This is a genomic window from Streptomyces sp. NPDC107765, from assembly GCF_055657085.1.
On record NZ_JBVKBL010000005.1, the window covers coordinates 214,575 to 240,085 of the forward strand.

A 25,511-nucleotide genomic window follows, 5' to 3' on the forward strand; every position below is an offset into this window, starting at 1 on the left:
TTTGGCGCCGGTCCCCGGGGGCGCCGCGCGATCGCCTGCGACACTGAGGGGGATGAACGAGACAGCGAACCGTGCCCGTGCCGTCGTCGACCTCGCCGCCGTGCGGGCGAACGTGCGCGCTCTGCGGGACCGCGCCCCCGGGGCAGAGCTGATGGCCGTGGTCAAGTCCGACGGTTACGGACACGGCGCGGTGCCGTGTGCCCGGGCGGCCCGGGCGGCCGGCGCGGGCTGGCTGGGCACCGCGCTCCCCGAGGAGGCGCTCGCCCTGCGCGCGGCCGGTGACACCGGGCGGCTGATGTGCTGGCTGTGGACGCCGGGCGGCCCCTGGCGGCGAGCGGTGGAGCAGGACATCGATGTCTCGGTGAGCGGCTTGTGGGCGCTGCGCGAGGTGACCGCCGCGGCGCGGGCGGCCGGCCGTACCGCCCGCGTCCAGCTCAAGATCGACACCGGGCTCGGCCGCAACGGCTGCCCGCCCGCCGACTGGCCGGAGCTGACCGCCGCGGCCCGCGCCGCCGAGGCCGCGGGCGCCGTGCGGATCACCGGCGTCTGGTCGCACTTCGCCTGCGCCGACGAGCCCGGCCACCCCTCCATCGCCGCCCAGCTCGACGTCTTCCACCGGGCGCTGCGGACGGCGGAGTCGGCCGGGCTGCGCCCCGAGGTGCGGCACATCGCCAACACCCCGGCGACGCTCACCCTCCCCGAAGCCCACTTCGACCTGGTCCGTACCGGTATCGGGGTCTACGGCATCTCGCCGAGCCCCGAAGTCGGCACCTCCGAGGACTTCGGACTGCGGCCCGCGATGACCCTGGAGGCCGCGCTCGCGTCGGTCAAGCGGGTCCCGGGCGGCCACGGCGTGTCGTACGGGCACCGGTACCTCACGCCCGGAGAGACGACGCTCGCGCTGGTCCCGCTCGGCTACGCCGACGGCGTCCCGCGGCACGCCTCGGGCACCGGCCCGGTGCTGGTCGCCGGGAAGTGGCGGACGGTCGCCGGGCGGATCGCGATGGACCAGTTCGTCGTCGACCTGGGCGGCGACAGCGTCGAGGTGGGCGATCTCGCGGTGCTCTTCGGCCCCGGTGACCGCGGCGAGCCGACCGCGGAGGACTGGGCCCGGGCGGCCGGAACCATCGGGTACGAAATCGTCACCCGGATCGGAACCCGCGTCCCGCGCGTCTATGTGGACAGCGAGAGGTACGGCGGGGAGTTCGGGGCAGACGGGGCAGAAGAGGCGCACGAGGCACACGAGGTACCGACCACCGCAGCACACAAGGCAACGACACCCGCACCGACCACCGCAACCGACACCGCGACAGCCGGAACGGCCGGTGGAGACACCGCGCTCACGGGGGGTACGGCATGACCGACGGCACTGAAGCCGCCGTGCAGGCGGTCGAGACGGCCGCCGAGGTGGCGGCCGAGACCGCGAACAACTGGGCCAAGGCGGGCCGCCACGCCGGCATCGCCGGAGCCGCGATCGGCGTGGTCGCGGCCGGGGCGGCGGCCGGTGTGGCCATAGAGCGGCTGACGGTCGGCCGCGGAATGCGCCGCCGGGCCCGGCTCGCCCTGGACGCGGCCGGCCCGTACGGCACGCTGCGCGGCACCCCCGGCGCGGCGATCTCCGAGGACGGCACGGAGCTGTACTTCGAGATCGACGAGGTGGGCGCCGAACCCGCGCGCCTGGAGAAGGGCGACCGCCGGGGCGGCAAACACGGCCGCAACGACCCGTCGGCCAGGCCGGTCCGCGGCAAGCAGGCCCGTGCCGCCCAGGAGGCCCAGGGCGGGCTGCGCAAGCGGCTGACGGCGGCGCTGGGCCGGCGCCCGTCGGCCGCCCCGACGGTCGTCTTCAGCCACGGTTACTGCCTGAACCAGGACTCCTGGCACTTCCAGCGGGCCGCGCTGCGCGGCACGGTGCGCACCGTCCACTGGGACCAGCGCAGCCACGGCCGCTCGGCCCGCGGTCACGGCCAGCTCGACGGCACCGAGAACGTCACCATCGACCTGCTCGGCCGGGATCTGAAGGCGGTGCTGGACGCCGCGGTGCCCGAGGGGCCGATCGTGCTGGTCGGGCACTCGATGGGCGGGATGACGGTGATGGCGCTGGCCGACCAGTTCCCCGAGTACGTCGCGGAGCGGGTGATCGGCGTGGCCCTGATCGGCACGTCCGCGGGCCGGCTCAGCGAGGTCACCTACGGGCTGCCGTCGATGGGCATGAAGGCGTTCCACGCGCTCGCGCCGGGCGTGCTCAAGGCGCTGGGCTGGCAGCCCGATCTGGTCGAACGCGGCCGGCGGGCCACCGCCGATCTGTTCGCCGGGCTGGTCAAGCGGTATTCGTTCGGCACGCCGGAGGACGTCGACCCGGGTATCGCGCGGTTCGGTGAGCGGCTGATCGAGGGCACCCCGATCGACGTGGTCGCCGAGTTCTTCCCGGCGTTCGCGGTGCACGACAAGACCGAGGCGCTGGTGGCGTACGACGCGGTGCCCGCGCTGGTGCTCGCCGGGGAGAGCGATCTGATCACCCCCGCCGACCACAGCCGGACGATCGCGGAGGTGCTGCCGGACGCGGAGCTGGTGTGCGTGCCCGGCGCCGGCCACCTGGTGATGCTGGAGCGGCCCGAGCTGGTCAACGAGCATCTGGTGGCCCTCGTGGAACGCGCGGCGGCAGCGGCCCGCAGCTCGGGGCACGCCCGGGCGTGACCCTCGGTCCACGCCCGGGCGTGGACCGAGGATCCACCGGCGGTGTTGTCTGGGCCGTACCATTTGCGGCATGAGCACCACCGCCCCCGTTGCGCATGTCACCGTCAAGTCCCCCGACCAGATGCAGGAGTTGGGCCGCAGACTGGCCCCGCTGCTGCGCCCCGGCGACCTCGTGCTGCTCACCGGTGAGCTGGGCGCCGGCAAGACCACACTGACCCGCGGGCTGGGCGAGGGCCTGGGCGTGCGCGGCGCCGTGACCTCGCCCACGTTCGTCATCGCCCGGGTGCACCCGTCCCTGACCGGCGGCCCCGCGCTGGTGCACGTCGACGCCTACCGGCTCGGCGGCGGGCTGGACGAGATGGAGGACCTGGACCTCGACGTCTCGCTGCCGGAGTCGGTGGTGGTCGTCGAGTGGGGCGAGGGCAAGGTCGAGGAGCTCTCCGAGGACCGGCTGCACGTCGTCATCGGGCGGGCCGTGGGTGCCGATGCCCCGGGTGGTGCCCACGGGCACCCGGAGGACGACGTGGACGACGTCCGTGAGGTGACGGTCAGCGGTTTCGGCGCGCGCTGGGCGGACGCCGGCCTGGCCGACCTGGAGATCTGACCCGGCTGATGATCCGGCCGGCCCGATCGGGCCGGCGGGCCCCTTGGGCGGGCGGATATCCGGCCGCGCGTCCCGTAGTTTCCGACAAGCCGTCGGCAAGATGTTGCGTACCCGGTACCGGGCGTGGTCACATGGGATGTGACCCCAGTTAGGTCAGCCTAAGTAACGAGCTCGCCGAGCCCGGAGGCGGCCTAGCTTCTGTCGCTTGCCCCAGGAGCCCCGGGAGGCGTCCATGCCGGCCCACCAGCACGATGCGCGCGAGACGCCGACGATGAACGAACTGCTGGCGGCGTGCGCCGCGGCCAACGCCGTTTCCACGCCCCCCGACGCCCCCGAGGAGTCCCGGAAGGAACGCCCGGAAGCCCGCAAGGACCGCCCGGCGGACCGGCCGTCCGCCGCGGAGGAGTCGCCTGCGGACGGCGAGGACACCCCGGCGTCCACTCCGGGCCGCACCGCGGCGTAGCCCGTACGGGCCAAGAAACCGCCGAGGTCCACCCAGGGGACGCCCCTAGGCCACCACCACGACCTTGGTGCCCTGGAGTGCGAAATCCCACATCGCCTTGCCGTCGGCCCGGGACTCCCGGATGCCGCCGGTCTTCTTCTTGGAGGCGGGGTCGGGCCGGGAGCCGTCGACGGCCGCGCTGAAGCCGACCGGGACGCCGCCGACGCCGCCGAACAGCACCACGTGCTCGATCGCGACCCCGTCCGAGCCGGTGATGCTCACCGACCGCGAGGTCACCGCGTACGCGCCGGGCGGCGGGCTCACCGTGCTGGGCGCGACCTGGTACGTCCGCAGTGCCTTGCCGTTCGCGCCGACCAGCCAGACCCGCTTGGCGGCGAGCGAGTACACCACCCGCTTGCCGGTGCCGGACGCCGCCGGGACCGGCGCCGGAGCGGGCGCGCGGTGCTTCTTGCCGGAGCCGTCCTCGTGGCCCTTGGCGGTGCCGTGGTGACCCTTACGGGCCGGGGCGAGCGAGTCCGGGGCGGAGGCCGCGGCCTGGTAGCCGAGCACCCCGACCACGACCACGGCGGCCGTGGTCAGCGCGGTGACGATCGTGCTGCTCTTAGCGGGCACCGCTGTGCCACCTTTCCGTACGGGCCTGGACCACGGGCCGACGGTAGCACCGCGACGGGCACCACCCGCCGCGCCGTAGTCTTAAAGACGTGCTGCTGCTAGCTCTTGACACCGCCACCCCCGCCGTCACCGTCGCGCTCCACGACGGCGAGCGGGTCCTCGCCGAGTCCCGCCAGGTGGACGCGCGCCGGCACGGCGAACTGCTGCTGCCCGCCGTCGACCGGGTGCTGGCCGAGGCCGGCCGCAAGCTCGACGAGGTCAGCGCCATCGTCGCCGGAGTGGGCCCGGGGCCGTACACCGGACTGCGGGTCGGTCTGGTGACCGCCGCCACGTTCGGCGCGGCGCTCGACGTCCCCGTCCACGGCCTGTGCACGCTCGACGGCCTGGCCCACGCCTCCGGCCTGACCGAACCGTTCGTGGTCGCCACCGACGCCCGCCGCAAAGAGGTCTACTGGGCCCGCTTCCAGGACTCCCGTACGCGGATCACCGAGCCCGCCGTGGACCGCCCCGCCGACATCGCCGACCAGGTGGCCGGCGTCCCGGCCGTCGGCGCGGGCGCGCTGCTCTACGACTCCGTCTTCACCGGCGTACGGCGCGACGCCCCCGAGCACCAGTCCGCCGGCGCGCTCGCCGAACTGGCCGCCGCCAAGCTGGCCGCGGGCGAGGAGCTGCTGCCGCCGCAGCCGCTGTACCTGCGCCGCCCGGACGCCCAGGTGCCCGCCAACTACAAGGTGGTCACGCCGAAGTGAGTCCGGCCGCCGAGCTGCGCGAGATGCGCTGGTGGGACATAGCCCCGGTGCTGGAGCTGGAGCGCCGGCTGTTCCCCGAGGACGCCTGGTCGCGCGGCATGTTCTGGTCCGAGCTGGCACACGCCCGCGGCCCGCGGGCCACCCGCCGCTACCTGGTCGCCGAACTCGCGGGCCGGCTGGTCGGCTACGCCGGGCTTGCCGCCGTCGACGGCACCGGCGACGTCCAGACCATCGCCGCCGCCCGCGACCAGTGGGGCACCGGCCTCGGCGCCCGGCTGCTGACCGAACTCCTCGGCGCCGCAACGGACTTCGAATGCCACGAGGTGCTGCTGGAGGTGCGGGTCGACAACCTCCGCGCCCAGCGCCTCTACGAACGCTTCGGCTTCGAGCCGATCGGCTTCCGGCGCGGCTACTACCAGCCCGGCAACGTCGACGCCCTGGTGATGCGCCGCACCACCCAGACCTCCTCCGAAGCACCCTCCGTACAAGGAACCTGACAACCATGGCTGACTCACGCGGCGGACCGCTCGTCCTCGGCATCGAGACCTCCTGCGACGAGACCGGTGTCGGTATCGTCCGCGGCCACACCCTCCTCGCCGACGCGGTCGCCTCCAGCGTCGACGAACACGCCCGTTTCGGCGGCGTGGTGCCGGAGGTGGCCTCCCGCGCCCACCTGGAGGCGATGGTCCCCACCATCCAGCGCGCCCTGAAGGACGCCGGTGTCGCGGCGAGCGACCTGGACGGCATCGCGGTCACCGCGGGCCCGGGCCTGGCCGGCGCCCTGCTGGTCGGCGTCTCGGCCGCCAAGGCGTACGCCTACGCGCTCGGCAAGCCGCTCTACGGCGTCAACCACCTCGCCTCGCACATCTGCGTCGACCAGCTCGAACACGGCCCGCTGCCGGAGCCGACGATGGCGCTGCTGGTGAGCGGCGGCCACTCCTCGCTGCTGCTGGCCCCGGACATCACCTCCGACGTGCGCCCGCTGGGCTCGACCATCGACGACGCGGCCGGCGAGGCGTTCGACAAGATCGCCCGGGTGCTGAACCTCGGCTTCCCGGGCGGCCCGGTCATCGACCGCTACGCCCGCGAGGGCAACCCGGACGCGATCCGCTTCCCGCGCGGGCTGACCGGCCCCCGCGACCCCGCCTACGACTTCTCCTTCTCCGGTCTGAAGACGGCGGTGGCCCGCTGGATCGAGGCCAAGCGGGCGGCCGGCGAGGAGGTGCCGGTGGCGGACGTCTCGGCGTCCTTCCAGGAGGCCGTGGTGGATGTGCTGACCCGCAAGGCGGTACGCGCCTGCAAGGACAACGGCGTCGAGCACCTGATGATCGGCGGCGGGGTCGCGGCCAACTCCCGGCTGCGGGCGATGGCCCAGCGCCGCTGCGAGGACGCCGGGATCACGCTGCGGGTGCCGCGGCCCAAGCTGTGCACGGACAACGGCGCGATGGTCGCGGCCCTCGGCGCCGAGATGGTGGCGCGCGGCCGCGCGGCCTCCGCCTGGGACCTGTCCGCGGACTCCTCGCTCCCGGTCACCGAACCGCACGTCCCGGCGGAGACCACCGAGGACGACGGCCACCACGGCCACGGCCACGGCCAGGGCCATGGTCACGGCCACGGCCACAGCCATGACCACGTCCACGAGCTGAGCAAGCAGAACCTCTACTCGTGAGCCTGCTCGTCCTCCCTCGCCTGGACGGGGCGCCGGTCCGGAATGTCGGCCTCCGGACCGGCGACTTCTGAGGATCGGTGACAACCGCCGCCTCCCCGGACTCCGCGACCGCCGCGAGGTCTTACCCTGGTGCAGCACCGGGCGCGTGGGGAGGCGGCAGGCTGTGGACTGGTTCTGGTGGGTGTTCATCTTCTTCATGGCGGGCGGCTTCGCGAAGGTCGCGGACACCGCCCGTACGGCGCTGCGCACCCGCCACGAGCGCAAGATGGAGCGGCTGGCGACCGCCCGTCAGGAACGGCAGGCGCTGGAGGCCGCCCATAAGCCGCCGGAGCCGGTGTGCGGCTGCACCCACCACCTCGCGAAGCATGACAAAAAGGGCAAGTGTCATGAGCGGGTGGAGATCCCGGTCGCCTGGGACGCCGACCACAAGCCGGTCCAGTACGAGGCCGGCCAGTGCACCTGCCAGCAGTACGTCGGCCCGCAGCCGCTCTCCCAGATCTACGCCGAGGACCTCACCGACCTGGCCTGACCACCGGTCAGACCGCGTTGGCCGGCTGCCCCAGCAGCATCGTCGGCGCCCCCGCCACCCGGGTGAGGAAGATCGTGCAGGAAGTGCCGCCGCCACCCAGCTTCAGCTTCTTGCGCAGTTCCTCCGGCTCCACCGCGGAACCCCGCTTCTTGATCACCGCGACACCGACCCCGCGCTCCCGCAGCAGCGCCTTGAGCCGCTTGACGTTGAACGGCAGCACATCGGTGATCGCGTAGGCGGTGGCGAAGGGGGTCGGGCGCAGCGTGTCGGCGGTGACGTAGGCGATCGTCGGGTCGATCAGCCGCCCGCCGAGCCCGGCGGCGACCTCCGCGACGAGGTGGGCGCGGATCACGGCACCGTCCGGCTCGTACAGATAACGGCCCACCGGACCGGGCTCCGGATCCGGCAGACCGGCCCCGAGCAGCGAGTCCCCACCGGGCAGCAGCGTGGCCCGACGCCCACCGGCCACCGGCGCATCGCCTCGGCCGCGCACCGGCCCGTCGCCCCCGCCGGCCACCGGCTCGTCGTCCCCGTCGACCACCGGCGCGCCTGCCCTGCCGTGCACCGGCTCCTGGCCCCCGCCGGGCACCGGCTCGTCACCCCCGCCGGCTACCGGCTTGTCGCCCCCGCCGGGCCGGGCGAACCACACCACCGCCTCCTTCACCTCGCCCCCGTAGGAGATCCACTCCGTCTCGGCGTCCTCGGGCAGCGCCTCGTGCGGCACCCCCGGAGCGATCTTCAGCGCCGCGAACGGGGCGGTACGGGCCGCCTCGACGGCCCAGGACAGCGGCGGCGAGTACGCCTCCGGATCGAAGATCCGGCCCCCGCGTGCCTTGGTGCGGCGCGCCGGGTCGACGAACACCGCGTCGTACCCGGTGGTGTCCACCTCCGTCACGTCCGCGCAGCGCACCTCGATCAGTTCCGCGAGCCCCAGTGCCTCGGCGTTCGCCCGTGCCGCCGCGCAAGCCAGCGGGTCCCGGTCGACGGCCAGCACCCGGATCCCGGCCCGCGCCAGGGCCAGCGCGTCCCCGCCGATCCCGCAGCACAGATCGGCCAGCGTCCGTACGCCGAGCCCGGCCAGCCGTGCCGCGCGGTGCGCGGCGACCGAGGCGCGGGTGGACTGCTCGACCCCGTTCGGCGTGAAGTACATCCGCTGCGCGTCGGCCCCGAACTTCACGGCCGCCCGCTGCCGGAGCCGCGCCTGGGTGAGCGCGGCGGAAACGAGCGGTGCGGCATGGTCCCGCCGCAGCCGGGTGGCTGCCGCCAGCTCGTCGGCGGGGTCGTGGTCCCGCAACTCCCACAGCAGGGCTTGCCCCTTCGGGGCGAGGAGAGCAGCGAAGTCGTCGAGGGCCTGGTCGTCCGTCACGGAACCATTGTCTCCTTCCCCCACGTACCCGTCTGTCCCGCCGTTCCGCTGCGCTTTGCGGCGCCTCCCACGTACCTGGCTTTCCCGCCGCGGTTGTCGGTCGCCGTTGCGCTTTGCGGCGCCCCCGCACGTAGCTTTCTGCGGCGCCGCGGTTGTTTCTCGCCGTTGCGCCTGCGGCGGGCTGGGTGGGTGTCGGGTGCGGTGACGGGCCTGCGGGGCCGGTTGTGTGGACTGCTGACGCTTTACGTCCACACAACCGGCCCCTCCGGCCCGTCCCCTCCCGTTGCGGGAGAAGGAATGCGGTGCGTGGGGGCGGGCGTTGAGGCATGCAAGGGGGCTTGGGAACCCCTACGGGATGGTCGAACAGAACCCGTAAGGGTCGCGAGGGCCCCCTGCTGGGCCTCAACCCAACGGGACGGGGGAGGTATTCCCGACACCACCCCACCCACGCCACCCACCCAACCCCACGATGCGAGGTACAGCCAGAACGACGACGCCCACCCCCACCGGCCTCCCACCCCCCACCAACGGGAGGGGACAGACCGGAGGACGAAGTCTGTAGGGCTGTCACCGCACCCGACACACAAACGCCCGCCGCCAGGCGCAACGGCGAACAACACCCGCGCCGGGACGGCCAGGTACGTACGCGGCGCCGCAAAGCGCAACGGCGAGCAGCCCCGCGGCGGGACGGCCAAGTACGTGGGAGGAGAAAAGTCACCGCACCGGCTCGCGCCGCTTCTGGGCGTGGTCGCTGATGCGTAGCAGTACCGCCACCATCACCCAGTTCGCGACCAGCGACGAGCCGCCCTTGGCGAGGAAGGGGAGTGCCTTGCCCGTGAGGGGGATGAGGCCGGTGACGCCGCCGGAGACGACGAAGACCTGGAGCAGCAGCGCGCCGGCGAGGCCGACCGCGAGGAGTTTGCTGAAGGGGTCGCGGGCGGTCAGCCCCACCCGCAGGCCACGCTGGGCGAGCAGGACGTAGAGCATCAGGACGGCCATCACCCCGGCGAGGCCCAGTTCCTCGCCGACTGTGGTGAGGATGAAGTCGCTGTTGCCGGCGAAGCCGATCAGCTCGGGGTGGCCCTGGCCCAGCCCGGTGCCGCTGATGCCGCCGCTGCCGAAGCTGAACAGTGCCTGGGCGAGCTGGTCGGACATGTACTCTGCCCTGCCCTGTTTGGTGAACGCGCGCATGGGGTCCAGCCAGGCGGTGACCCGGCCGTGCACATGCGGTTCCAGTGAGCCGACGACGGCCGCACCGACGATGGCCATCAGCAGACCGCACACCACCCAGCTGGTGCGGCCGGTGGCCATGTAGAGCATGATCACGAAGACGCCGAAGAAGATCAGCGAGGTGCCCAGGTCGCGTTCGAAGATCAGCACCAGCAGGCTGATCACCCAGATCGTGAAGATCGGGCCGAGCTGCCGCCCCGGGGGCAGCTGCATGCCCATGACGCGGCGGCCGGCCAGCGCCAGGGCGTCGCGGTTGACGGTGAGGTAGCCGGCGAAGAACACCGAGATCATGATCTTGACGAACTCGCCGGGCTGGAGTGACAGCGGCCCGAGCAGGATCCACCGCTTCGCGCCGTACATGTCCGCCCCGAAGAAGGCCGGCGCCATCAGGAGCACCAGCGCCACCACCATCGTCAGATAGATGTAGCGCTGCAGAATGCGGTGGTCACGCAGCACCAGCAGGATGACGATGCAGACCGCCACCCCGATCACCGTCCACACCAGCTGCCCGCTGGCCGCCTCGGCGATCTTCGGATGGCGGGTCTGGGCGTACGTGACGTCCAGGCGGTGCAGCAGGACCAGGCCGATCCCGGTCAGCAGCGTCGCGAGCGGCAGGATCAGCGGGTCGGCGCGCGGGGCGAAGCGGCGCAGGACCAGGTGCGGGACCAGCGCCACGAAGAGCATGCTGACCGCGAAGCCGGGCAGTCCGCCGGGCAGCCGGCCGGTCATGGACAGGCCGGTGTACGCGTAGCCGAAGACGGCGATCGCGACGACGAGGGCGAGCAGCCGGGCCTCGGTCCTCCGGCGGTTCGGTGCCTGGGCGAGCGCGGCGAACGTCATGGTGCGTTCGGCATCGCTCTCCGGCTCCCCGGCCGCCCGGGAAGCGCTGGTCAGTCCACGCACGGGTTCCTCCGCCATCGATGGTCAGGGCCGCCGGCCCGGAACCGGTCGCATGTGTCGCACACGTCGCACACGCCCCACTGCGTCGTATGCGTGGTGCGCATCCACGTCGCAAGCGGGGAGACGTCGTACGCGTCGCGCGCACGGTTCACCGGCTCGGCAGTCGGGGAGGTAGACGAAGTAGCCGGTGGCGTGGTTGCGAGGGAAGGCGAAGGTGTGTCCGATTTGGCAGGGATCCCCGCCGCCCGTCCCCCTGGTGCGGGGCTGCGGTCAACCCGCGTCACACGATGCACCCCCGCCGCGCTGGCACTCCGCTTGACCGAGTGCTAACCGCGTCATAGTCTCGGCGTTGGCACTCTCCGAGGGGGAGTGCCAGACACACAGCGACGGGCAGGTCCGGCACCCGCGACGACGGATCCACCTGGTCGCCACCTCAGACAGTTAACCCCGTGAGATCTCCGAAGGGGGAGGTCGGATCGTGACGACCGCCAGCTCCAAGGTTGCCATCAAGCCGCTCGAGGACCGCATTGTGGTCCAGCCGCTCGACGCCGAGCAGACCACGGCTTCGGGCCTGGTCATTCCGGACACCGCCAAGGAGAAGCCCCAGGAGGGCGTCGTCCTGGCCGTGGGCCCGGGCCGCTTCGAGGACGGCAAGCGCGTCGAGCTCGACGTCACCGTTGGCGACGTCGTGCTTTACAGCAAGTACGGCGGCACCGAGGTGAAGTACAACAACGAGGAGTACCTCGTTCTCTCGGCTCGCGACGTTCTCGCGATCGTCGAGAAGTAAGTCACCCAGATTTGCCGTGATCTGCGCCCCTGGTTCCCGCGTCTAAACAACCCGGGGCAGGGGCGCAGTTCCGTTTGAGACAGCGGTCCCCACTGCGTGCCGAGGATCGCAATGAGAGGACTTGAAGCAACCCATGGCGAAGATCCTGAAGTTCGACGAGGACGCTCGTCGCGCCCTTGAGCGCGGCGTCAACAAGCTTGCCGACACGGTCAAGGTGACGATCGGCCCCAAGGGCCGCAACGTCGTCATCGACAAGAAGTTCGGCGCCCCGACCATCACCAACGACGGTGTCACCATCGCCCGTGAGGTCGAGGTCGACGACCCGTACGAGAACCTGGGCGCCCAGCTCGTCAAGGAGGTGGCGACCAAGACCAACGACATCGCGGGTGACGGCACCACCACCGCCACCGTGCTGGCCCAGGCGCTGGTCCGCGAGGGCCTCCGCAACGTCGCCGCGGGCGCTTCCCCGGCCGCCCTGAAGAAGGGCATCGACGCCGCCGTCAAGGCCGTGTCCGAGGAGCTCCTCGCGACCGCCCGGCCGATCGACGACAAGACCGACATCGCCGCCGTGGCCGGCCTGTCCGCGCAGGACAAGCAGGTCGGCGAGCTCATCGCCGAGGCGATGGACAAGGTCGGCAAGGACGGTGTGATCACCGTCGAGGAGTCCAACACCTTCGGCCTGGAGCTCGACTTCACCGAGGGCATGGCCTTCGACAAGGGCTACCTCTCGCCGTACATGGTCACCGACCAGGAGCGTATGGAGGCCGTCCTCGAGGACCCGTACATCCTGATCCACCAGGGCAAGATCGCCTCGATCCAGGACCTGCTGCCGCTGCTGGAGAAGGTCATCCAGGCGGGTGGCTCCAAGCCGCTGCTGATCATCGCCGAGGACGTCGAGGGCGAGGCCCTGTCGACCCTGGTCGTCAACAAGATCCGCGGCACCTTCAACGCGGTGGCCGTCAAGGCCCCCGGCTTCGGCGACCGCCGCAAGGCGATGCTCGGCGACATGGCCACCCTCACCGGTGCCACCGTCATCGCCGAAGAGGTCGGCCTCAAGCTCGACCAGGCCGGTCTGGACGTGCTGGGCTCCGCCCGCCGCGTGACCGTCACCAAGGACGACACCACCATCGTCGACGGCGGTGGCAAGGCCGAGGACGTCGCCGGCCGCGTCGCCCAGATCAAGGCCGAGATCGAGACCACCGACTCCGACTGGGACCGCGAGAAGCTCCAGGAGCGCCTCGCCAAGCTCGCCGGCGGCGTGTGCGTCATCCGTGTGGGTGCGGCCACCGAGGTCGAGCTCAAGGAGAAGAAGCACCGTCTGGAGGACGCCATCTCCGCGACCCGCGCCGCGGTCGAGGAGGGCATCGTCTCCGGTGGTGGCTCCGCGCTGGTCCACGCCGCCAAGGTGCTGGACGGCTCCCTCGGCAAGGAGGGCGACGAGGCCACCGGTGTCGCCGTCGTCCGCCGCGCCGTCGTCGAGCCGCTGCGCTGGATCGCGGAGAACGCCGGCCTCGAGGGCTACGTCATCACCGCGAAGGTCGCCGAGCAGGACAAGGGCAACGGCTTCAACGCCGCCACCGGCGAGTACGGCGACCTGGTCAAGGCCGGCGTCATCGACCCGGTGAAGGTCACCCGCTCCGCCCTGGAGAACGCCGCCTCCATCGCCTCGCTGCTCCTGACGACCGAGACCCTGGTCGTCGAGAAGCCCGCCGAGGACGAGTCCGCCGAGGCCGGTCACGGCCACGGCCACGCGCACTGACGCACCGTACGGGCCGGGGGCGGCACCCCGCCGCCCCTCGCTGACCTACGGAACCCGGTCCCGCTTCGGCGGGGCCGGGTTCCGTGGTTTCGGGGGGCTTGGTGGGCTCGGTGGGCTTGGTGTTCGGGGCCTTATGGCTCGGGATGGGCGGTGGTTCCAGCTCGTTCCAGCTCGTTCCAGGTGGCTCAGGTGGCCCAGGTGGTCCAGGTGGTTTCAGGTGGTTCCATCGGGCGGGCGGTCAGGCCGAGTGGTGCAGGTGCTCGGGGTGGACCGGGTCGGTGAACGGGAGGCCGTGGGCATAGCGTTCGAGGGCGTCCAGGGCGTGGTCGGCCAGGCGGTGGAGCTCGGTGCCGAGGGAGCCGGCGACGTGCGGGGTGAGCAGCACGTTCGGCAGGTCGTACAACGGCGAGCCGGGGGGCGGGAGTTCGGGGTCGGTGACGTCCAGGACCGCGTTGAGGCGCCCGGTGAGCAGCTCGGGCAGCAGGGCCGTCTCGTCGACGAGTGAGCCGCGGGCGGTGTTGATCAGCGTCGCCCCGTCGGGCATCAGGGCCAGTTCCCGTACGCCGAGCATATGGCGGGTCGCGGGCAGCTGCGGGGCGTGCACGGTGACCACGTCGCTGTCCGCGCACAGCGTGTCCAGCGGCACCGGCCGGGCGCCCAGACGGGCGGCCTCGGCGGCGTCGACGTACGGGTCGTGCAGCAGCACGCGCAGGTCGAAGGGGCGCAGCAGTTCGATGACGCGGCGTCCGATGCGGGAGGCGCCGATGACACCGACGGTGCGGTGGTAGTTGCCGGCGCCGGCGAGCTCCCGCTGCCAGTCGTGCGGGCCGCGCAGGGCGCGGTAACGGTGCGCGGAGTGCAGCACCCGCTTGTTGGCGAGCAGGATCGCCGCGAGCGTGTACTCGGCGACGGGCAGTGCGTTGGCGGCGGCGGCCGAGGTGACCGCGAGGCCGCGTTCCCAGCAGGCGTCGGTGATGTGGTGTTTGACCGAGCCGGCGGCGTGGATGACGGCACGCAGGCGGGGCGCCGCGTCCAGCACGCGGGCGGTGAGCGGCGGCGCGCCCCAGCAGGTGAGCAGGACCTCGGCGTCGGCGAGGGCGGCGGCGACCGCGGGAGGCGGGTCGGCCAGTTCGTGCGCGACGAGGCGGGGGTCGGTGCGGGCGAGCGCCGCGAGGCGGGTGCGGTGGCGGGCGTCGAACAGCCGGTCGGCGATGCCGGGACCCATCGACAGCAACAACACGGGCCGCACGAACGGCGTTCCCGCAGGCCCGCCCGGATTGTCAGTGGAGGGGTGCATGGTGATGAACGCTGCTCCTTCGCCGTTCCGCTGCGCTTTGCTGTGCCTCCCACGTAGCTGGCTGTCCCGCCGCGGGGCTTCTCGCCGTTGCGCTTTGCGGCGCCGCGCACGTACCTGGCCGTCCCGGCGCGGCTTGCTCTCCGTTGCGCGCTTTGCGGCGCCGCGTACGTAGCTGGCTGTCCCGCCGCGGGTGTTGTTCGCCGTTGCGCCTGGCGGCGGGCGTTTGTGTGTCGGGTGCGGTGACAGCCCTACAGACTTCGTCCTCCGGTCTGTCCCCTCCCGTTGGTGGGGGTGGAAGGCCGGTGGGGGTCGGCGTCGTCGTCTTGGGTGTAGCTCGCGTCGCGGGGTGGGGTGGGGTGAAGCGGGTGTGGGGAATACCTTCCCCGTCCCGTTGGGTTGAGGCCCAGCAGGGGGCCCTCGCGACCCTTACGGGTTCTGTTCGACCATCCCGTAGGGGTTCCCAAGCCCCCTTGCATGCCTCAACGCCCGCCCCCACGCACCGCATTCCCTTCCCACAACGGGAGGGGACGGGCCGGAGGGGCCGGTTGTGTGGACGTAAAGCGTCAGCAGTCCACACAACCGGCCCCGGAGGCCCGTCACCGCACCCGACACCCACCCAGCCCGCCGCAGGCGCAACGGCGACCAAGACCCGCGGCGGGACGGCCAAGTACGTACGCGGCGCCGCAAAGCGCAACGGCGAGCAACCCCCGCGGCGGGAAAGCCAGGTACGTGGGCGGAAAAAAGAGTCAGCGTGGCCCGTACTTGCGCCCCGTTCGCGACGTGAGGCCCCCCAGCACCCCCCGCGGCGCCAGCTTCACCGCGCCCATGAGGGCCTTGTAGCGGGGGTCGGGGATCGAGAGGGACTTGCCGCGCATGAGGTCCTTCATCGCCGCGTCGACCAGCTTGTCGGCGTCCAGCCACATCCAGCCGGGGATGTTGTCCGTGCCCATCCCGGCCCGCTGGTGGAACTCGGTCCGTACGAAGCCGGGGCACAGCGCCATCAGGCGCACCCCGCTGCCCGCCAGGTCGCGCGCCGCGCCCTGCGTGAACTGCACCACCCACGCCTTGCTCGCGCCGTAGGTGCCGCGCGGCACGAACGCCGCCACCGACGCCACGTTGACGACCGCGCCGCGCCGCCGGTCCCGCATCCCGCGTACGCCGGCGGTGGTGAGCCGCAGCACCGCCTCGCAGTGCACCTTCAGCATCGTCAGCTCGTCGGCCATCGGGACTTCGAGGTACTCGCCCTTGTTGCCGAACCCGGCGTTGTTCACCAGCAGATCGACCGGGTGTTTGGCGTCCGAGAGCCGCGCCTCGACCGCCGCGATGCCGTCGTCCGTCGACAGGTCGGCGCTGAGCACCTCCGCCTCGATGCCGTGCCGGTCGTGCAACTCGGTGGCCTGCTCGCGCAGTCGCTTCTCGTCGCGGGCCACCAGCACCACGCTGTGGCCGTCGCTCGCCAGCCGCCGGGCGAACGCCGCGCCGATGCCCGCCGTCGCTCCCGTGATCAATGCAGTCGTCATACCGGCACGCTATCCGCCCGGAGCGCGCCACCGGAGCCCCAACCCCCCACCACCGGAGCCCCAGCTCCCCCCATTGGAGCCCCAACCCCCCACCCGCCGGTAGCTCCCGACGCTTCGGCCCGCCCGCGGGGCCCCCACCGGCCCGCGGGGTCCCACCGACCCGCGCGTCCCACCGGATCACCGGCCCGACCCGTGGGTCCCACCGGCTCACCGGTCTCCTGCGCGCTCCAGGTACTTCGCCACCTGCCGGCGGGTCTCCTCCGGGAGTGCCTCGCCCGCGTCCAGCAGTTGGGGCAGCAGCTCCCGCCGGCCGGTCAGGGCCCGGAACGCCGTCCGGACGGTCACCTCGTGGTCCGGGCGGTGCTCCCGTCGGACGCGGTCCCCGGCGCGGATCTGGCCCGGTTCGATCACCCGGAGGTACGCGCCGGGCACCGCGGCCCCGATGAACCGCTTCATCCAGCGGGGCTCCCCCATCCGCCCCTGGAACGTACGGCAGGGGACCCGCGGCGCCGACACCTCCAGCAGGACGTGGTGGCCGATCCGCCAGCGTTCGCCGATGCGGGCGTGGGTGACCTCGACCCCCCAGGTGGTGAGGTTCTCGCCGAAAAGCCCATTGGGCAGCGTGCGGCCCAGCTCGTGCTGCCAGACGTCCAGGTCCTCGCGGGCGTACGCGTACACGGCCTTGTCGTCGCCGCCGTGGTGGCGACGGTCGACCACCGCGTCACCGGTCAGCCCACTGCCCCCGACGCCCCTGGGCCCGGGGGAGCGGACCGTCACCGGGCCGTCCACGGGCCGTTTGAAGATGCCCGTGCCGGCCTCGACGGCGGCGTGCGCGTACGGGGTGTGGTGTCCCAAGTTCACGGTCAGCAGCTTCATACGGAGCTCCGATGCCCGGTCGTGGCGGCAGGATGCGGCCCTCACACCAGGGTGACCGCAATTCGTCCCGGCACGCCCCGCACACTCCGCGCGCCCCCGAGCTTCCGACGCACTCTCCGTGCACCCCGCGGTGATCACGGGCCCCCGGCCCCGCCCCCGTGCCTCCGCGCGTGCGCCCGGTGCCTCAAAGCAGCCAATCGATTTTTCCTGATCATCCCAAGACTCGCTTATGCTCGAACCATGATCGAGGCCCGTCACCTCCGCGTGCTGCGCGCCGTCGCCAGGACCGGCTCGTTCTCCGGCGCGGCGCGGGAGCTGGGCTGCACCCAGCCGGCCATCAGCCAGCAGATGAAGGCGCTGGAGCAGTCCGCCGGGACCCCGCTGCTGGTCCGGGCGGGCCGCGAGATGCGGCTGACGCAGGCCGGCGAGGCGCTCGTACGGCATGCGGTCGGCATCCTGGCCGGGCTGACCGCCGCCGAGGAGGAGGTCGCGGCCATCGCGGGTCTGCGGGCCGGGCGGGTGCGGCTGGTGTCGTTCCCCTCGGGCAGTTCGACGCTGGTGCCGACCGCCCTGGCGAAGATGCGCGCCGCCCACCCGGGCACCCGGGTCTCGCTGGTGGAGGCGGAGCCGCCGCGCTCGATCGAGATGCTGCGCAACGGCGACTGCGAGATCGCCCTGGCGTTCCGCTACCCGGAAGTGCGCGGGGCGGACCCGGCGGCCGGTGCGGAATGGGACGACCTGGTGGTGCGGCCGATCCTGGCGGACCGGCTGATCGGACTGGTCCCGGACGGCCACCGGCTGGCGAGGGCCGGCCGTGCGTGCTTCACCGACCTGGCCGACGAGCCGTGGATCGCGGGCTGCCCGCGCTGCCGCCGGCATCTGGTGGAGGTCTGCGAGAGCTTGGGTTTCACGCCCCGCATCGACTTCGCGACGGACGACTACCCGGCCGTGATCGGCCTGGTCGGGGCGGGGCTGGGGGTCGCCGCGCTGCCCGAGCTGACCCTTGCGTCGGTACGTCCCAAGGGAGCCACCGCGATCCGGATGGAGCCCGCCGTGCACCGGGAGATCGTCGCGCTCACCCTGCCGGACCTCGCACAGGTCCCGGCCGTCGAGGCCATGCTCGACCAGCTGGTCGACGCCGCGACCCACTGAGCGCCGCAGAACGAAAGCGGGCGGGCGGACGCCACCGGGCGGACGCGCGCGCCGGCCACCCGCGGGCGGGCCGATCCGCGGGACACCGACCCGACGCGCACGCCGAACGGCGGGCACGCCGCGGCTGCCCGCACGCCGAAACCGATCCCGACCCTGATCCCGAACCCGACCCCGATTCCCTCCCCGACCCCGCCGCCCCACCGCAGACAGGTCCCGCCACCGCACCGTGGGCACGACCTGACCCCCGCACGAACGATCCCCTCAGCGATCCCCTGCAGGAACGTTTCTTCCCGAGCTCCGCGCGTTCTTCTCCCTCAGTGGCCGGGCGCCCCCGGCCGGCCTGTCATCGAGTTGGCGGGGACCAGGCGGTGGCGGGCCCGGCCCATCAGTTCCTCGCGTTCGTCCTCGGTCAGGCCGCCCCACACCCCGTAGGGCTCACGGACGGCCAGTGCATGCGCCGCGCACTCGGCCCGCACGGGGCAGCGCATACATACCTCTTTCGCCGATGTCTCACGCGCGCTGCGAGCCGCTCCGCGCTCGCCCTCGGGGTGGAAGAAGAGTGAGCTGTCCACGCCGCGGCAGGCGGCCAGCAACTGCCAGTCCCAAAGATCTGCGTTCGGGCCCGGGAGGCGGGAGAAATCTGCCATTGCTTGTCCCCTCGAAGCGATGCGGATTCGGGCTCGGTGCTCACGACCGTACATCTACTGTCGAAGTAGATGTAAATATGACTCATTGCGAATCTAGTCATAGTCAACGCAAAAATGGAAGAAAGGGAGCCAAATAGGGCATAGGGTGCACGCGCGGATGCCGGTCGCCCGATGAGTCGTCTGCGTATCCGGCTCCTTACGGAGTGTGCTGAACTCGGTCGCCGAAGCCGTAACTCTTTCGGGTGACCGTCGTTGAGTGTGCGGAGGCGATTGGCAGAGGTAGCCCTCGGGCAGGTGTCCGAGGCGGCCGTCAATCGCACAGGTGACGATACGTACCAGCCTGGAGGCTCAAGGTGACGCGCATCAGCTGCGGAGGGCGGTCATGACATCCGTCCTCGTCTGCGACGACTCCCCGCTTGCCCGAGAGGCGCTCCGTCGGGCGGTTGCGACCGTGCCCGGCGTCGAGCGTGTGACGACCGCGGCCAACGGCGAGGAAGTCCTCCGCCGCTGGGGTGCCGATCGCTCGGACCTGATTCTGATGGACGTACGGATGCCCGGGCTCGGCGGTGTCGAGACCGTGCGCCGGCTGCTGTCCGCGGACCCGGGCGCCCGGATCATCATGCTCACGGTGGCCGAGGACCTCGACGGCGTCGCGCTCGCGGTCGCCGCCGGGGCCCGTGGCTATCTGCACAAGGACGCCTCGCGCGCCGAGCTGCGGGCGACGGTGACCCAGGCGCTCGCCGATCCGACGTGGCGGCTCGCACCGCGCCGGCTGCGGTCCGCCGAGATGGGTGCCGCGCCGACGCTCACCGCGCGCGAGATCCAGGTGCTGGAGGGCATGAGTCACGGCCGTTCGAACGCCGAGATCGGTCGTGAGCTCTTCCTGTCGGAAGACACGGTCAAGACGCACGCCCGGCGGCTGTTCAAGAAACTGGGCGCCTCCGACCGGGCCCATGCGGTGGCGCTCGGTTTCCGCTGGGGACTGGTCCGCTAAGGCGTCGTGACGTGCAGCGATGCGGGGGAATGGAGATCCCCGCCCGCCCTGTGGCGGGCGGGGCGGCATGGTGCCCCGCATGCCCCGGTCGCCGACGGCGGTCCGATTCGCCGCGCGGTGCCGCATCCTTGAGGTATGGAGTTCCTCGGGGACGGGCCGCTCGGGCACGAGGGGAGGGCGCGGGAGATGACTGCCGGCGCACCTGCCGCTCATAACGCTTCGGTGCACAACTACGGACCTGGTGCCGCGGACCGTGCGGCGCCAAGGCACCATGGACCGATGCGCGACGACGGGAAGCAGGAGATCGGCGATCTCGTCGCACGCGCCGTCGAGGGGGACCAGCGGGCCACCCATGACCTGCTGGCCCATGTGCATCCCCTCGCTCTGCGCTACTGCCGCACCCGGCTGTCCCGGCTGCCCGGTGATGCCCGGCACTTCGTCGAGGACCTCGCGCAGGAGGTGTGTGTCGCGGTGCTCTGCGCGCTGCCGCGCTACCGCGACACCGGCAAGCCCTTCGAGGCGTTCGTCTTCGCCATCGCCGGCCACAAGGTCGCCGATCTGCAGCGGGCCGCGATGCGCCACCCGGGCAGCACGGCGGTGCCGTCCGACGAGATGCCCGAGCAGCCCGACGACTCCCTCGGTCCCGAGGAGCGGGCGCTGCTGAGCAGCGATGCCGAGTGGGCCAAGAAGCTGCTGGCCAACCTTCCGGAGAACCAGCGCGAGCTGGTGCTGCTGCGGGTGGCGGTCGGGCTGACGGCCGAGGAGACCGGGCAGATGCTGGGGATGTCGCCCGGTGCCGTACGGGTCGCCCAGCACCGCGCGCTGAGCCGGCTGCGGGCGCTCGCCGAGCAGTAGCCCTCGGGTGACGTGAAGTCGCCGTAGGAAAGTACAAGTGACGAGGCCCTCATCGCTCGTGGAATGGGCCACCCCCGTAGGCCGTTAGCATGGGAGTCCGCGCTGAGGCAAGAGCATTGGGGAAGGTGTCATGAGTGACAACGTCGACGGTATGCCCGCCAAATTCGCCATGCTCGGGCTGACATACGACGACGTGCTGCTGTTGCCCGGCGCGTCGGAGGTGCTGCCCAACGCGGTGAGCACCGCGTCCCGGGTCTCGCGCAACGTCACGGTGAACATCCCGCTGCTCTCCGCGGCGATGGACAAGGTCACCGAGGCGCGGATGGCCATCGCCATGGCGCGGCAGGGCGGCGCGGGCGTGCTCCACCGCAATCTGTCCATCGAGGACCAGGCGAACCAGGTCGACCTGGTCAAGCGCTCCGAGTCCGGCATGGTCACCGACCCGATCACGGTCCGTCCGGACGCCGACCTCGCCGAGGCCGACGCGCTGTGCGCCAAGTTCCGCATCAGCGGTGTGCCGGTCACCGACGCCGCGGGCAAGCTGCTGGGCATCGTGACCAACCGCGACATGGCCTTCGAGATGGACCGCCGCCGGCAGGTCCGCGAGGTCATGACCCCGATGCCGCTGGTCACCGGCAAGGTCGGGATCTCCGGTGAGGACGCCATCGAGCTGCTGCGCCGCCACAAGATCGAGAAGCTGCCGCTGGTCGACGACGAGGGCGTGCTCAAGGGCCTGATCACGGTCAAGGACTTCGTCAAGGCCGAGAAGTACCCGAACGCCGCCAAGGACGCCGAGGGCCGGCTGGTCGTCGGTGCCGCGGTCGGCGTCGGCGACGCCGCGTACGAGCGGGCGCAGGCGCTGGTCGAGGCCGGTGCCGACTTCCTCGTCGTGGACAGCGCGCACGGCCACTCCCGCGGCATCCTCGACATGATCGCCAAGATCAAGTCCAACATCAGCGTCGACGTGGTCGGCGGCAACGTCGCCACCCGCGACGGCGCCCAGGCCCTGATCGACGCCGGCGCGGACGGCATCAAGGTCGGCGTCGGCCCCGGCTCCATCTGCACGACCCGGGTCGTGGCCGGTGTCGGAGTGCCGCAGGTCACCGCGATCTACGAGGCGGCGCAGGCGGCGAACGCCGCGGGCGTCCCGCTGATCGGTGACGGCGGCCTGCAGTTCTCCGGCGACATCGCCAAGGCCATCGCGGCCGGTGCGGACACCGTCATGCTGGGCTCGCTGCTGGCCGGCTGCGAGGAGTCGCCGGGCGAGATGGTCTTCATCAACGGCAAGCAGTTCAAGTCGTACCGCGGCATGGGTTCGCTGGGCGCGATGCAGTCCCGCGGCCAGGGCAGGTCCTTCTCCAAGGACCGCTACTTCCAGGACAACGTCCTCTCCGAGGACAAGCTGGTGCCCGAGGGCATCGAGGGCCAGGTCCCCTACCGCGGCCCGCTCGCCTCGGTCGCCCACCAGCTCGTCGGCGGCCTGCGGGCCTCCATGGGCTACGTCGGCTCCGCCGACATCCCCGAGCTCAAGGAGAAGGGCCGGTTCGTCCGGATCACCGCCGCGGGCCTGAAGGAGAGCCACCCGCACGACGTCCAGATGATCACCGAGGCGCCGAACTACGCCCGGCGCTGATGCCGGGCAGGTAGCCCCGGGCCTCGTAGGCCCCTACCGTGAGCCCGCGGCCGCACCCCGGCCGCGGGCTCCGGTGCGTCGGGGATACTGGAGACGCAGACGTAGAAGGAAAGGCCACACACGTGACTGAGATCGAGATCGGGCGCGGCAAGCGCGGCCGCCGGGCATACGCATTCGACGACATCGCCGTCGTACCCAGTCGCCGCACCCGCGACCCGAAGGAGGTCTCGATCGCCTGGCAGATCGACGCCTACCGCTTCGAGCTGCCGTTCCTGGCGGCCCCCATGGACTCGGTGGTCTCCCCGCAGACCGCCATCCGCATCGGTGAGCTGGGCGGCCTGGGCGTCCTCAACCTCGAAGGGCTGTGGACCCGCTACGAGGACCCGGAGCCGCTGCTCGCCGAGATCGCCGAGCTCGACGAGGCCGACGCGACCCGCCGGCTCCAGGAGATCTACGCGGCCCCGATCAAGGAAGAGCTGATCGGCCAGCGGATCAAGGAGGTGCGCGACGCGGGCGTGGTCACCGCCGCGGCACTGTCGCCGCAGCGCACCGCGCAGTTCTCCAAGGCCGTCGTGGACGCCGGCGTGGACATCTTCGTCATCCGCGGCACCACCGTTTCCGCGGAGCACGTGTCGAGCGCGGCCGAACCGCTGAACCTCAAGCAGTTCATCTACGAGCTGGACGTCCCGGTGATCGTCGGCGGCTGCGCCACGTACACCGCGGCCCTGCACCTGATGCGCACCGGCGCGGCCGGCGTGCTGGTCGGCTTCGGCGGCGGCGCCGCGCACACCACCCGTAACGTCCTGGGCATCCAGGTCCCGATGGCGACCGCGGTCGCCGACGTCGCGGCGGCCCGCCGTGACTACATGGACGAGTCCGGCGGCCGCTACGTCCACGTCATCGCCGACGGCGGTGTGGGCTGGTCCGGCGACCTGCCCAAGGCGATCGCCTGCGGCGCGGACGCGGTGATGATGGGCTCCCCGCTCGCCCGCGCGACCGACGCGCCGGGCCGCGGCCACCACTGGGGCATGGAGGCGGTCCACGAGGACGTGCCGCGCGGCAAGCGGATGGACCTGGGTGCGGTCGGCACGACCGAGGAGATCCTCCTCGGCCCCTCGCACACCCCGGACGGTTCGATGAACTTCTTCGGCGCGCTGCGCCGGGCGATGGCGACCACCGGCTACTCGGAGCTGAAGGAATTCCAGCGCGTCGAGGTCACGGTCGCGCCGCGGCGGTAGTCCGTGCGGTAGTCCGTAGGGCACGTACGCATATGTAGGGGCCGGTCATCCTGGTGGGTGACCGGCCCTTTCGCGTGCCCAACGGCGCTGATGGGGGCGTGTTTTGAGAGGGGAGGGGCGCGTGGTTGCGTTCAGGGCGAGTGTGGGCTGAACGGGTGTAGCAGGGCGGTAATGTCCCTGTTCGGCGACCCGCTCTCTGGGACGCCCCCTTCCAAGGAGCACGTGTCCGGACCCGGTGGCCCGGGGCCCGGCCCGGAGCTCCAGTGGACCGCCCAACCGGGTTAATGGGCGGCGTCATGGAAGGGGGCGTGCCCATGGGCCGTCACCGCAAGCCCACCCGCTGGGATCACATTCGGCTTCGGCTGGTGCAGTTCCGGAGGAGGTGGATCTTGCGGATTTACGGAAGGTGAGCGGCCACCCCTACGAGAACTAGGGGTGGACACTCCGATCACTTCCAGGAGCCTGCCGCAGTACCCGCTGCGGTGGGCTCCACCTGATTCCGTAAGGTACCCGTGCTGCGCGCCGGGTGCCACCGACCTCGGGGTTCGGGCCGTCCTCGCGCGCCCCCTTCACAGCCGGTGCGCCGCCCCCGTGGGCGTGGCGCCCCTCGTGTCCAGGAGCAGCTGGGCCTTCACCGACAGGCCCTGGAGGTCGTAGGTGCGGTGGGGCTGGAGGAGGAGGGTCAGGTCGGCGGCGGAGGCGGCGTCGTAGAGGGAGTCGGCGCGGGGGACCGGGCGGCCGTGGACGGTCCAGTGGGCGACGTGCGGGTCGTGGTACGTGACGTGGGCGCCGAGTTCGCGGAGACGGGCGGCGATCTCCCAGGCGGGGGAGCCGGTCTGGTCGGCGACGTCCGGTTTGTAGGTGACGCCCAGCAGGAGGATGCGGGCGCCGCGGGCGGACTTGCCGTGTTCGTTGAGGAGGGTGGCGCAGCGCTGGATGACGTAGTGCGGCATCCGGCCGTTGACCTCCTGGGCGAGTTCGACCATGCGGAGGGGGAGCGGGAGGGAGGGTGAACGGCCGCGTTCCGTAAGGGAGTTGGGGTCGACTGCGGGGGCGTGGCCGCCTACGCCGGGGCCGGGGCGGAAGGACTGGAAGCCGAAGGGTTTGGTTTCCGCGCAGCGGATGACGTCCCACAGGTCGACGCCGATGTCGTGGCAGAAGACCGCCATCTCGTTCATCAGGGCGATGTTGACGTGGCGGTAGTTCGTTTCGAGGAGTTTGGCGGTCTCCGCCTCGCGGGGGCCGCGGGCGCGCACGACCTTGTCGGTGAGCCGGCCGTAGAAGGTGGCGGCGGCCTCGGTGCAGGCGGGGGTGAGGCCGCCGATGACCTTGGGCGTGTTGGCGTAGTGGTGGGTGCGGTTGCCGGGGTCGTGGCGGCCGGGCGAGTAGGCGAGGTGGAAGTCGCGGCCGGCGGTGAGGCCGGAGCCCGTTTCGAGCAGCGGGCGCAGGAATTCCTCGGTGGTGCCCGGGTACGCGCTGGATTCCAGGATCACCGTGGTGTGCGGCCGTAGTTGTGCGGCCAGGGTGCGGGCGGCGCCGGCGACGGCGGAGAGGTCCAGGGTGCCGTCCTCGCCGAGCGGGGTGGGGGCGCAGATGACGGCGGTGCGGACCCGGCTGAGGGCGGTGGGGTCGGCGGTGGTGCGGAAGCCGGCGGCGAGCAGCCGGCGGAGTTCGGTGGCGGTCAGCGGCCCGTCGGTGGCGGCGTGCGGGTCGGGGTCGTAGCCGAGGGTGCCGATGCCGGCGGTGGTGGCGGCCTGGGCGAGGGGGAGGCCGAGGTGACCGAGTCCGATGACGGCGAGATCTGCGGGCATGCTGCGACCGTCCTTCCCGGGCGGAGGGGTGGCGGGTGGGGTGCGGGGGCGGGGAGCGCATGACGTATGCGAAGAGTGCATAAGTAGACTAAGCGGATATTTGGCCCAGAATGGGGATTGAGGGAT

Annotated in this window: 23 protein-coding genes; 15 read left to right on the forward strand and 8 right to left on the reverse strand. The window is 72.0% G+C overall.

Annotated elements, in window-relative coordinates:
* The first annotated feature begins 52 nt into the window (after nucleotides 1-52).
* The 4 genes from alr to ACZ7MX_RS14995 all read left to right on the forward strand — a co-directional run bounded on the left by alr (nucleotide 53) and on the right by ACZ7MX_RS14995 (nucleotide 3,761).
* Nucleotides 53-1,360, forward strand: coding sequence for an alanine racemase (gene alr, locus ACZ7MX_RS14980; protein ID WP_472132084.1), 1,308 nt, complete (start codon nucleotides 53-55; stop codon nucleotides 1,358-1,360).
* Entirely contained in the window at nucleotides 1,357-2,694 is a 1,338-nt protein-coding gene (locus tag ACZ7MX_RS14985; RefSeq protein ID WP_472132086.1) for an alpha/beta fold hydrolase, read from the forward strand. The genes alr and ACZ7MX_RS14985 overlap by 4 nt, the downstream gene beginning before the upstream one ends.
* Nucleotides 2,695-2,764: 70 nt before the next feature.
* Nucleotides 2,765-3,298 (forward strand): tRNA (adenosine(37)-N6)-threonylcarbamoyltransferase complex ATPase subunit type 1 TsaE, encoded by a 534-nt coding sequence (tsaE, locus tag ACZ7MX_RS14990; protein ID WP_472132088.1) that lies wholly within the window; start codon nucleotides 2,765-2,767, stop codon nucleotides 3,296-3,298.
* Between the two features lie 232 nt (nucleotides 3,299-3,530).
* Entirely contained in the window at nucleotides 3,531-3,761 is a 231-nt protein-coding gene (locus tag ACZ7MX_RS14995) for a hypothetical protein (RefSeq protein ID WP_472132090.1), read from the forward strand.
* Nucleotides 3,762-3,806: 45 nt separating this feature from the next.
* Here the strand turns inward: ACZ7MX_RS14995 and ACZ7MX_RS15000 are convergent, their stop codons facing one another.
* Complete coding sequence (locus ACZ7MX_RS15000) at nucleotides 3,807-4,373, reverse strand: hypothetical protein (RefSeq protein ID WP_472132092.1); 567 nt, start codon at nucleotides 4,371-4,373, stop codon at nucleotides 3,807-3,809.
* An 89-nt stretch (nucleotides 4,374-4,462) separates the two neighbouring features.
* Here ACZ7MX_RS15000 and tsaB point away from each other — a divergent pair, with 89 nt between their 5' ends.
* The 4 genes from tsaB (at nucleotide 4,463) to ACZ7MX_RS15020 (ending at nucleotide 7,320) form a co-directional block, all read left to right on the forward strand.
* Complete coding sequence (tsaB, locus tag ACZ7MX_RS15005; RefSeq protein ID WP_472132094.1) at nucleotides 4,463-5,122, forward strand: tRNA (adenosine(37)-N6)-threonylcarbamoyltransferase complex dimerization subunit type 1 TsaB; 660 nt, start codon at nucleotides 4,463-4,465, stop codon at nucleotides 5,120-5,122.
* 23 nt (nucleotides 5,123-5,145) lie between these two features.
* A complete protein-coding gene (rimI, locus tag ACZ7MX_RS15010) occupies nucleotides 5,146-5,619 on the forward strand; it encodes a ribosomal protein S18-alanine N-acetyltransferase (RefSeq protein WP_467698752.1) in 474 nt (157 codons plus the stop codon).
* A 5-nt stretch (nucleotides 5,620-5,624) separates the two neighbouring features.
* Nucleotides 5,625-6,791: a tRNA (adenosine(37)-N6)-threonylcarbamoyltransferase complex transferase subunit TsaD gene (gene tsaD, locus ACZ7MX_RS15015; protein ID WP_472132096.1), complete on the forward strand. Its 1,167-nt coding sequence runs from the start codon at nucleotides 5,625-5,627 to the stop codon at nucleotides 6,789-6,791.
* Nucleotides 6,792-6,954: 163 nt separating this feature from the next.
* Complete coding sequence (locus tag ACZ7MX_RS15020) at nucleotides 6,955-7,320, forward strand: hypothetical protein (RefSeq protein WP_472132098.1); 366 nt, start codon at nucleotides 6,955-6,957, stop codon at nucleotides 7,318-7,320.
* Nucleotides 7,321-7,327: 7 nt separating this feature from the next.
* Here ACZ7MX_RS15020 and ACZ7MX_RS15025 read toward each other — a convergent pair whose 3' ends face one another.
* Nucleotides 7,328-8,686 carry a THUMP-like domain-containing protein gene (locus ACZ7MX_RS15025; protein WP_472132100.1) on the reverse strand — a complete coding sequence of 453 codons (1,359 nt, stop codon included), beginning with the start codon at nucleotides 8,684-8,686 and terminating at the stop codon, nucleotides 7,328-7,330.
* A gap of 714 nt (nucleotides 8,687-9,400) precedes the next feature.
* Nucleotides 9,401-10,756: an FtsW/RodA/SpoVE family cell cycle protein gene (locus ACZ7MX_RS15030; protein WP_472132533.1), complete on the reverse strand. Its 1,356-nt coding sequence runs from the start codon at nucleotides 10,754-10,756 to the stop codon at nucleotides 9,401-9,403.
* A 538-nt stretch (nucleotides 10,757-11,294) separates the two neighbouring features.
* On the opposite strand from ACZ7MX_RS15030, the gene groES reads away from it, so the two are divergent.
* Together groES and groL are read left to right on the forward strand one after the other, a co-directional pair.
* Nucleotides 11,295-11,603, forward strand: a complete 309-nt coding sequence (gene groES, locus ACZ7MX_RS15035) for a co-chaperone GroES (protein ID WP_030417080.1) — start codon at nucleotides 11,295-11,297, stop codon at nucleotides 11,601-11,603.
* Between the two features lie 133 nt (nucleotides 11,604-11,736).
* Nucleotides 11,737-13,362, forward strand: a complete 1,626-nt coding sequence (groL, locus tag ACZ7MX_RS15040; protein ID WP_472132535.1) for a chaperonin GroEL — start codon at nucleotides 11,737-11,739, stop codon at nucleotides 13,360-13,362.
* Nucleotides 13,363-13,600: 238 nt separating this feature from the next.
* On the opposite strand, the gene ACZ7MX_RS15045 is transcribed toward groL, so the two are convergent.
* The 3 genes from ACZ7MX_RS15045 to ACZ7MX_RS15055 all read right to left on the reverse strand — a co-directional run bounded on the left by ACZ7MX_RS15045 (nucleotide 13,601) and on the right by ACZ7MX_RS15055 (nucleotide 17,055).
* Nucleotides 13,601-14,659: a hydroxyacid dehydrogenase gene (locus ACZ7MX_RS15045; RefSeq protein WP_472132102.1), complete on the reverse strand. Its 1,059-nt coding sequence runs from the start codon at nucleotides 14,657-14,659 to the stop codon at nucleotides 13,601-13,603.
* Nucleotides 14,660-15,405: 746 nt separating this feature from the next.
* Complete coding sequence (locus ACZ7MX_RS15050) at nucleotides 15,406-16,179, reverse strand: SDR family NAD(P)-dependent oxidoreductase (RefSeq protein WP_030417282.1); 774 nt, start codon at nucleotides 16,177-16,179, stop codon at nucleotides 15,406-15,408.
* A gap of 207 nt (nucleotides 16,180-16,386) precedes the next feature.
* A complete protein-coding gene (locus ACZ7MX_RS15055) occupies nucleotides 16,387-17,055 on the reverse strand; it encodes an MOSC domain-containing protein (protein ID WP_472132104.1) in 669 nt (222 codons plus the stop codon).
* Between the two features lie 240 nt (nucleotides 17,056-17,295).
* Between ACZ7MX_RS15055 and ACZ7MX_RS15060 the strand changes: the two genes are divergently transcribed.
* Entirely contained in the window at nucleotides 17,296-18,207 is a 912-nt protein-coding gene (locus ACZ7MX_RS15060; RefSeq protein ID WP_472132106.1) for a LysR family transcriptional regulator, read from the forward strand.
* Nucleotides 18,208-18,521: 314 nt separating this feature from the next.
* Here ACZ7MX_RS15060 and ACZ7MX_RS15065 read toward each other — a convergent pair whose 3' ends face one another.
* Nucleotides 18,522-18,854 (reverse strand): WhiB family transcriptional regulator, encoded by a 333-nt coding sequence (locus tag ACZ7MX_RS15065; protein WP_030416371.1) that lies wholly within the window; start codon nucleotides 18,852-18,854, stop codon nucleotides 18,522-18,524.
* A 382-nt stretch (nucleotides 18,855-19,236) separates the two neighbouring features.
* Between ACZ7MX_RS15065 and ACZ7MX_RS15070 the strand changes: the two genes are divergently transcribed.
* The 4 genes from ACZ7MX_RS15070 (at nucleotide 19,237) to ACZ7MX_RS15085 (ending at nucleotide 23,574) form a co-directional block, all read left to right on the forward strand.
* A complete protein-coding gene (locus tag ACZ7MX_RS15070) occupies nucleotides 19,237-19,848 on the forward strand; it encodes a response regulator transcription factor (RefSeq protein ID WP_003948568.1) in 612 nt (203 codons plus the stop codon).
* Nucleotides 19,849-20,127: 279 nt separating this feature from the next.
* The gene (locus tag ACZ7MX_RS15075; protein WP_018090849.1) at nucleotides 20,128-20,703 is read left to right on the forward strand and encodes a sigma-70 family RNA polymerase sigma factor; all 576 of its coding nucleotides are present in this window, start codon (nucleotides 20,128-20,130) and stop codon (nucleotides 20,701-20,703) included.
* 130 nt (nucleotides 20,704-20,833) lie between these two features.
* A complete protein-coding gene (guaB, locus tag ACZ7MX_RS15080) occupies nucleotides 20,834-22,336 on the forward strand; it encodes an IMP dehydrogenase (RefSeq protein ID WP_472132108.1) in 1,503 nt (500 codons plus the stop codon).
* Nucleotides 22,337-22,458: 122 nt separating this feature from the next.
* Complete coding sequence (locus ACZ7MX_RS15085) at nucleotides 22,459-23,574, forward strand: GuaB3 family IMP dehydrogenase-related protein (protein WP_030416369.1); 1,116 nt, start codon at nucleotides 22,459-22,461, stop codon at nucleotides 23,572-23,574.
* Nucleotides 23,575-24,143: 569 nt separating this feature from the next.
* On the opposite strand, the gene ACZ7MX_RS15090 is transcribed toward ACZ7MX_RS15085, so the two are convergent.
* Nucleotides 24,144-25,385, reverse strand: coding sequence for a nucleotide sugar dehydrogenase (locus tag ACZ7MX_RS15090; protein WP_472132110.1), 1,242 nt, complete (start codon nucleotides 25,383-25,385; stop codon nucleotides 24,144-24,146).
* Between the last annotated feature and the right edge of the window lie 126 nt (nucleotides 25,386-25,511).

Bases quoted from the DNA above. Each gene is read 5' to 3' on its own strand.
- alr (WP_472132084.1), top strand. From the start codon at position 53: ATGAACGAGACAGCGAACCGTGCCCGTGCCGTCGTCGACCTCGCCGCC.
- ACZ7MX_RS14985 (WP_472132086.1), top strand. From the start codon at position 1,357: ATGACCGACGGCACTGAAGCCGCCGTGCAGGCGGTCGAGACGGCCGCC.
- tsaE (WP_472132088.1), top strand. From the start codon at position 2,765: ATGAGCACCACCGCCCCCGTTGCGCATGTCACCGTCAAGTCCCCCGAC.
- ACZ7MX_RS14995 (WP_472132090.1), top strand. From the start codon at position 3,531: ATGCCGGCCCACCAGCACGATGCGCGCGAGACGCCGACGATGAACGAA.
- rimI (WP_467698752.1), top strand. From the start codon at position 5,146: ATGCGCTGGTGGGACATAGCCCCGGTGCTGGAGCTGGAGCGCCGGCTG.
- tsaD (WP_472132096.1), top strand. From the start codon at position 5,625: ATGGCTGACTCACGCGGCGGACCGCTCGTCCTCGGCATCGAGACCTCC.
- ACZ7MX_RS15030 (WP_472132533.1), bottom strand. From the start codon at position 10,756: ATGACGTTCGCCGCGCTCGCCCAGGCACCGAACCGCCGGAGGACCGAG.
- groL (WP_472132535.1), top strand. From the start codon at position 11,737: ATGGCGAAGATCCTGAAGTTCGACGAGGACGCTCGTCGCGCCCTTGAG.
- ACZ7MX_RS15045 (WP_472132102.1), bottom strand. From the start codon at position 14,659: ATGCACCCCTCCACTGACAATCCGGGCGGGCCTGCGGGAACGCCGTTC.
- ACZ7MX_RS15050 (WP_030417282.1), bottom strand. From the start codon at position 16,179: ATGACGACTGCATTGATCACGGGAGCGACGGCGGGCATCGGCGCGGCG.
- ACZ7MX_RS15055 (WP_472132104.1), bottom strand. From the start codon at position 17,055: ATGAAGCTGCTGACCGTGAACTTGGGACACCACACCCCGTACGCGCAC.
- ACZ7MX_RS15060 (WP_472132106.1), top strand. From the start codon at position 17,296: ATGATCGAGGCCCGTCACCTCCGCGTGCTGCGCGCCGTCGCCAGGACC.
- ACZ7MX_RS15065 (WP_030416371.1), bottom strand. From the start codon at position 18,854: ATGGCAGATTTCTCCCGCCTCCCGGGCCCGAACGCAGATCTTTGGGAC.
- ACZ7MX_RS15070 (WP_003948568.1), top strand. From the start codon at position 19,237: ATGACATCCGTCCTCGTCTGCGACGACTCCCCGCTTGCCCGAGAGGCG.
- ACZ7MX_RS15075 (WP_018090849.1), top strand. From the start codon at position 20,128: ATGCGCGACGACGGGAAGCAGGAGATCGGCGATCTCGTCGCACGCGCC.
- guaB (WP_472132108.1), top strand. From the start codon at position 20,834: ATGAGTGACAACGTCGACGGTATGCCCGCCAAATTCGCCATGCTCGGG.
- ACZ7MX_RS15090 (WP_472132110.1), bottom strand. From the start codon at position 25,385: ATGCCCGCAGATCTCGCCGTCATCGGACTCGGTCACCTCGGCCTCCCC.